Source organism: Streptomyces sp. NPDC060209 (assembly GCF_042728155.1).
In the GTDB taxonomy this organism is placed as follows: domain Bacteria; phylum Actinomycetota; class Actinomycetes; order Streptomycetales; family Streptomycetaceae; genus Streptomyces.
Window position 1 is genome coordinate 1 of sequence record NZ_JBHWZS010000422.1, and the last position, 6,224, is coordinate 6,224.

At 69.2% G+C, this 6,224-nt stretch carries 6 protein-coding genes; 3 read left to right on the forward strand and 3 right to left on the reverse strand.

All coding sequences use genetic code 11. The annotated features are described in order from the left end of the window. Positions 1–21 precede the first annotated feature (21 nt). Positions 22–2,622 (reverse strand): ATP-dependent chaperone ClpB, encoded by a 2,601-nt coding sequence (clpB, locus tag ACFWFI_RS40095; protein ID WP_387400463.1) that lies wholly within the window; start codon positions 2,620–2,622, stop codon positions 22–24. A gap of 138 nt (positions 2,623–2,760) precedes the next feature. On the opposite strand from clpB, the gene ACFWFI_RS40100 reads away from it, so the two are divergent. Continuing rightward, positions 2,761–3,162, forward strand: coding sequence for a pyridoxamine 5'-phosphate oxidase family protein (locus tag ACFWFI_RS40100; protein ID WP_387400465.1), 402 nt, complete (start codon positions 2,761–2,763; stop codon positions 3,160–3,162). A 109-nt stretch (positions 3,163–3,271) separates the two neighbouring features. Here the strand turns inward: ACFWFI_RS40100 and ACFWFI_RS40105 are convergent, their stop codons facing one another. Further along, complete coding sequence (locus ACFWFI_RS40105; RefSeq protein ID WP_033296620.1) at positions 3,272–3,592, reverse strand: Rieske (2Fe-2S) protein; 321 nt, start codon at positions 3,590–3,592, stop codon at positions 3,272–3,274. Then, positions 3,589–3,912: a hypothetical protein gene (locus ACFWFI_RS40110; protein WP_387400466.1), complete on the reverse strand. Its 324-nt coding sequence runs from the start codon at positions 3,910–3,912 to the stop codon at positions 3,589–3,591. Before ACFWFI_RS40110 ends, ACFWFI_RS40105 begins: the two co-directional genes overlap by 4 nt. Positions 3,913–4,040: 128 nt before the next feature. On the opposite strand from ACFWFI_RS40110, the gene ACFWFI_RS40115 reads away from it, so the two are divergent. Together ACFWFI_RS40115 and ACFWFI_RS40120 are read left to right on the forward strand one after the other, a co-directional pair. After that, on the forward strand, positions 4,041–5,024 hold the full coding sequence (locus tag ACFWFI_RS40115) for a helix-turn-helix transcriptional regulator (protein ID WP_387400468.1): 984 nt from the start codon (positions 4,041–4,043) through the stop codon (positions 5,022–5,024). Between the two features lie 186 nt (positions 5,025–5,210). Further along, positions 5,211–6,224: helix-turn-helix transcriptional regulator (locus ACFWFI_RS40120; protein WP_387400470.1), on the forward strand; the 1,014-nt coding region annotated here is incomplete at its 3' end.

Here is a 6,224-nt window from a genome sequence, read left to right on the forward strand (position 1 = left end):
GCCGGGGACACATGCCACCGCCTACAGGGTCTTCGCCGCCGTCGCGGTCCCCACGACCAGTCCGTCACCGGACCGGTCCACGCGGACCGTGTCGCCGTCCTTGACCTCGCCCGCGAGGATCTCCTTCGCGAGCCGGTCGCCGATCGCCGTCTGGATGAGACGGCGCAGCGGCCGGGCGCCGTACGCCGGGTCGTTGCCCTCCTCGGCCAGCCAGGCCAGGGCGTCCGGGGTGACGTCCAGGTGGATCCGGCGGTCGGCGAGCCGGCCGGCGAGCCGGGCCACCTGGAGCCCTGCGATGTGCGCCAGCTCGTCACCGGACAGCGCGGAGAAGACGACCAGGTCGTCGAGCCGGTTGAGGAACTCCGGCTTGAACGAGGCCCGCACGATCTCCAGGACCCGTTCCTCCTTCTCCTCGGGCCCGGCCGAGGGGTCGACCAGGAACTGGCTGCCCAGGTTGGACGTCAGGATCAGGATGGTGTTGCGGAAGTCCACCGTCCTGCCCTGGCCGTCGGTGAGCCGGCCGTCGTCGAGCACCTGGAGCAGGATGTCGAAGACCTCGGGGTGGGCCTTCTCGACCTCGTCCAGCAGCACGACGCTGTACGGGCGCCGGCGGACCGCCTCCGTCAGCTGGCCGCCCTCCTCGTAGCCGACGTAGCCGGGCGGGGCCCCGACGAGCCGGGCGACGCTGTGCTTCTCGCTGTACTCGCTCATGTCGATGCGGATCATGGCCCGCTCGTCGTCGAACAGGAAGTCCGCGAGCGCCTTGGCCAGTTCCGTCTTGCCGACCCCGGTCGGGCCGAGGAAGAGGAACGAGCCGGTGGGCCGGTCGGGGTCCGCGATGCCCGCGCGGGTGCGGCGTACGGCGTCCGACACGGACCGCACGGCCTCGGTCTGGCCGATCAGCCGCCTGCCCAGCTCGGACTCCATCCGCAGCAGCTTCTGGGTCTCGCCCTCCAGGAGGCGTCCGGCCGGGATACCGGTCCAGGCGCCGACGACGTCGGCGATGTCGTCCGGGCCGACCTCCTCCTTCACCATGGTGTCGACGGCGGCCTCCTGCTCGGCCTCGTCGGCTTCCGCCAGCTCGCGCTCCAGGCTGGGGATCTCCCCGTACAGCAGCTTGGACGCGGTGTCGAAGTCGCCGTCGCGCTGGGCGCGCTCGGCCTGGCCGCGCAGCTCGTCGAGGCGCTCCTTGAGCTCACCGACGCGGTTCAGGCCCTGCTTCTCCTTCTCCCAGCGGGCGGTGAGACCGCGCAGCTCCTCCTCCTTGTCGGCGAGGTCGCGGCGGATCTTCTCCAGGCGCTGCTTGGAGCCCGCGTCGGTCTCGTTCTTGAGCGCCAGCTCCTCCATGTGCAGCCGGTCGACGGACCGCTGGAGCTCGTCGATCTCCAGGGGCGAGGAGTCGATCTCCATGCGGAGCCTGGAGGCCGCCTCGTCGACGAGGTCGATGGCCTTGTCGGGGAGGAACCGGGAGGTGATGTAGCGGTCGGAGAGCGTCGCGGCGGCCACCAGCGAGGAGTCGGCGATCTGGACCTTGTGGTGCGCCTCGTAGCGGCCCTTGAGGCCACGCAGGATGGCGATGGTGTCCTCGACCGAGGGCTCGGCGACCATGACCTGCTGGAAGCGGCGCTCCAGGGCGGGGTCCTTCTCGATGCGCTCGCGGTACTCGTCCAGTGTGGTGGCGCCGACCATGCGGAGCTCACCACGGGCGAGCATCGGCTTGAGCATGTTGCCGGCGTCCATCGCGGAGTCGCCGCCGGCGCCCGCGCCGACGACGGTGTGCAGCTCGTCGATGAAGGTGATGATCTGCCCGTCGCTCTCCTTGATCTCGGAGAGGACGGTCTTGAGGCGTTCCTCGAACTCACCTCGGTACTTGGCACCCGCGACCATCGCACCGAGGTCCAGGGACACGAGCCGCTTGTTCCGCAGGGACTCGGGGACGTCGCCCTTGACGATGCGCTGGGCGAGCCCCTCGACGACGGCCGTCTTGCCGACGCCGGGCTCACCGATGAGCACGGGGTTGTTCTTCGTGCGGCGAGACAGCACCTGCACGACGCGGCGGATCTCCTGGTCACGGCCGATGACCGGGTCGAGCTTGCCCTCACGCGCGGCGGCCGTGAAGTCGGTGCCGAACTTCTCCAGCGCCTTGTACTGGCCCTCGGGGTCGGGAGTGGTCACCCGGCGCCCTCCCCTGCTCTTCTCGAATGCGTCCAGCAGCTTCTTCGCACTGGCTCCCTGCCCGTCGAGGATCTCACCGGCGCGGCCGCCCTTCGCCGCGACGGCGATGAGCAGGTGCTCGGTGGAGAGGTAGTCGTCGCCGAGCTCCTTGGCGCGCTGGTCGGCGTCGGCGAGGACGGCGAGCAGCTCGCGGCTGGGCTGGGGCGGCGCGACGGTCGACCCGGTGACGCTGGGCAGTGCGCCGAGGAGCCGCTCGGTCTCCTCGCGCACGACCACCTGGTCGGCCTCGACGGAGGCCAGCAGGTCGGTGATGTTGGCGTTGTCCTCGCCCGCGAGCAGTGCCAGCAGCAGGTGCCCGGGGGTCAGATCCGGATGTCCGTCCTTGACGGCCCTGCTGGTGGCCGCGTTGAGGGCGTCACGGCTCTTGTTGGTCAGCTCGGCGTCCACGGGCGTTGTCTCCTCCTCGTACTGGTCTTCTCAGAACTATGACTCGAACAACGGGTACAAAGTTGAGTCTATTCCACTCAAGGCCGGCCCGGCGCCTCCCGGGGCCGCCGCATCTCGCCCTGTCTCTAGGCTGACCCCATGCCTGACGTACGCAACCCCGGACCCGAGTACCTGGCCTTCTGGCGGGAGCGCCATGTGTGCACCCTGACGACGCTCCGCCCGGACGGCACACCGCATGTGGTTCCCGTCGGCGTGACGTACGACCCGGAGACGCGGATCGCACGCATCATCACCGGCGGGAACACCAGAAAGGTCGCCCACGTGCTGGCGGCGGGCCCGGAGGGGGCGCGGGTCGCGGTCTGCCAGATGCAGGGGCGCCGCTGGGCGACCCTGGAGGGCCGGGCTGTGGTCCGTACGGAGCCCGCCGAGGTCCAGGACGCGGTCCGCCGCTACGCGGAGCGCTACGAGCGCACTCCGCGGCACAACCCCGAGCGGGTCGTCATCGAGATCGCCGTCGACAGGGCTCTCGGAAAAGGCTGAGCGAATTCAATTGGTTCCGGGCAGCACAACGGCGCCACCGTGTTCAGGTCACGATGGCGCCGTTGTGTGGGGGAAGTGCCGGAACGATATGGAACGACGGGGGAATCGTTCAGGCACTGCGGGGGGTGGCGGAAATGGCTTCTTGTTCGAACAGCTCGTGGTCGCGCTGATCGAGATTCACGAAAATCATGCCGTACCTCACGGCACAGCGGACCGGTTGCGGCGCTCCGCGAGGCCGGCGAAGACAGCGATAGGCACGGATATCGTCATCCGTTTCCATCACGACGACAATCGGTTCTCCGAACAGGGTGACCATCAACGAATCGCCCTGGCGGGTAAGTGCCGTGAGCAGATCGATGAAATGCCACCCTGAGCGATATGCCGTGGCCATCTCCCGCCGGAAGGTGCGGTCGTCCGGTGGGGTGGTCATGCCGCGGCGCGGGCCGGAGTGGACCAGCCGATGTCGGTCGGAGCCGACCAGCCGATGTCGCCCTGGCCACTGGTGGGGGCGATCCAGCCGATGTCCCCCGGCGCGGCAGCCTGCACGACCCAGCCGATGTCCCCCTGGCCGCTCGCGGGAGCGACCCAACCGATGTCCCCCGGCGCGGCAGCCTGCACGGCCCAGCCGATGTCGCCGGGCGCAGCAGCCGCCTCGCTGCTCCAGCCGATGTCGCCCGCGCTCGACAGCCCGAAACCCATGGCCGCGACGAACGAGGCGGCAAGCGCCGAGCGAAGCATTCGCTTGTACATAGTCGGCTTCGTCCTCACTTGTGGATTCTTCTCCCCCGCACTGAAGACGATGTCTCACCTGGGCACTCGAACACCACTGCGTCGATGCATCATGTTCCTGCAAGTTCAGGAACCTGGGGGGTGGAGATATGGGTACAAGTACCACAAAACCGACACATCCTCACGGGATTGCCGAACTATGTGATGACGGAGCACGCCTTTACGCCATTGCGCTGCGCACCGGACGCATCGCCCGCGCCGAGGTGGAGCCGGCACCCTGCCTGATCGAGTTCGCGCTGCTGCACCCCGATCCCGATGCCGCGGACTGGCTCCGCCCCGTCGCACCGTCGGCGGCCCTGGCGCAGCACCTTCATCCCATAGAACGTGAGATCCAGGAACGCCGTCGGCACTCCCTGGCGCTGGCCGAGTGCTTCGAACCCTTCATGGACATCAGCGCGCAGGGCCCGTCGGCCAACCACGCCATCACCGTGCTGGAGGGCGTCAACCGGATCAACGCGTCCCTCGACCTCGCGACCGCGGAGTGCCGCTCCGAGGTCCTCACCGTCCAGCCTGGAGGCGGGAGGCCCGAGGACATCCTCAGCAGGTCCCTGGAGCGCGGCCTGTCCGTCGTGGACCGCGGCATCAGGATCCGCACCCTGTACCAGCACACCGCGCGCCACAGCCAGAGCACGCTGGCCTACGCCGAACGCATGGCCGGCGACCACGTGGAGATACGCACCCTCGAGGAACTCATCGAGCGCCTGATCGTCTTCGACCGCACCGTCGCCTTCATTCCCGCCCAGGACGACCGCATGGTCGCACTGGAACTACGGCACCCCGGCCTGGTCGAATACCTGGCCAAGGTCTTCGAGCAGCTCTGGACCAGGGCGGCCCCGCTGCTCGAGGAGATCAAGTACGAGCCGACCCCCGAGGGGATCAGCGGGGTCCAGCGCTCCATCGCCCAACTCCTCGTCGAAGGACATGTGGACGACTCCATCGCCCGACGCCTCGGCATGAACGTCCGCACCTGCCGGGCCCACGTCGCCAAGCTGTCGGCCACTCTGGGAAGCACCAGCCGCGCCCAGCTCGGCTACCTGATCGCACGTTCAGGAATCCTGGATCAGGACTCCTGAACGTGCGAGGCCCGAGGCACCCCCGCCCCGAAGCCGAACGGCCTGTCCGCGCAACGGAGGAGAGCGCGGCCACGCCCGTGACGAGCCGGGCGAGTTCCCCCCTCGCCCGGCTCGCCCACACTCCCCCGCCGACGCGGCTTCCGCCACCGTCATCTTTTTGCACTGCACAAAGTGAGGGGTCGTCAAATGAACACCGATGAGACGAAACCGGCACATCCGCACGGCCCCAGGGAGCTCTGCGAACCGGCGATCCAGCTGTACGAGGAGGCGCTCCGTCAGGGCCGCGTCTCCCGCACCGCCCTGACGTCGGCACCGTGCCTGATCGACATGTCCCTCGTCCACCCCGACACGGGCGACGACGCGTGGATGCGCCCCGTCCCGCCGTCCGCCGCGCTTGCCCATCTGCTGCAGCCCATCACCCGCGAGATCGACGAGCGGATACAGCTGAGCACCGCACTGAGCCGGGTCCTCACGCCGCTGGCGTCCGTCGCCGACGAGGACCCGAATCTCGCCATCACCGTGCTCGCGGGGAGGCCGCTGATCGTGTCCGCGCTCCGGGAGGCCTCCCTCCACGCGAGCGAGGAGGTCCTGACGGCGCAGCCCGGGGGCAACCGGCTGGAGCACAACATGTCGCAGGGCCTGGACAACGCCCGTTCGGCCATCGCGGGAGGAGCCCGTCTGCGGCACATCTACCAGCATCCGGCGCGCTACAACTCCCGGGTCAAGGAGTACGTGGCGCAGATTCCGCCCGACTGCCTCCAGATCCGCACCGTGGAGCAGAGCGTCGAACGGCTCATCATCTTCGACCGTGCCGTCGCCTACATTCCGGCCACTCCCGAGCGCAACGTGGCCCTGGAGATCCGCCACCCCGCCCTCGTCCGCTACCTCGTGCAGGTCTACGAGGTCCTCTGGGCGCAGGCGACCCCGCTCACCCGGCAACTCCCCACGACCACCCCGGGAATCCAGGTCACGGCCGTCCAGCAGAGCATCGCCCGGCTCCTCAGCCAGGGCCATGTCGACGACGCGGTGGCCCGCAAGCTGGGCATCAGCGTCCGCACCTGCCGCTCCCACATCGCCAAGCTGATGCAGGCCCTCGGCGCCACCAGCCGCACCCACCTCGGGGTCCTCATCGTGCGGTCCGGCATCCTCGACGACGCCGACGACACCACGGCCACGCGGAAAGGGCCCGCCGCCGAGTCG

Excerpts from the sequence above, each read along its gene's own strand:
- ACFWFI_RS40100 (WP_387400465.1), top strand. The coding sequence starts at position 2,761 with ATGCCTGACGTACGCAACCCCGGACCCGAGTACCTGGCCTTCTGGCGG.
- ACFWFI_RS40105 (WP_033296620.1), bottom strand. The coding sequence starts at position 3,592 with ATGACCACCCCACCGGACGACCGCACCTTCCGGCGGGAGATGGCCACG.
- ACFWFI_RS40110 (WP_387400466.1), bottom strand. The coding sequence starts at position 3,912 with ATGTACAAGCGAATGCTTCGCTCGGCGCTTGCCGCCTCGTTCGTCGCG.
- ACFWFI_RS40115 (WP_387400468.1), top strand. The coding sequence starts at position 4,041 with ATGGGTACAAGTACCACAAAACCGACACATCCTCACGGGATTGCCGAA.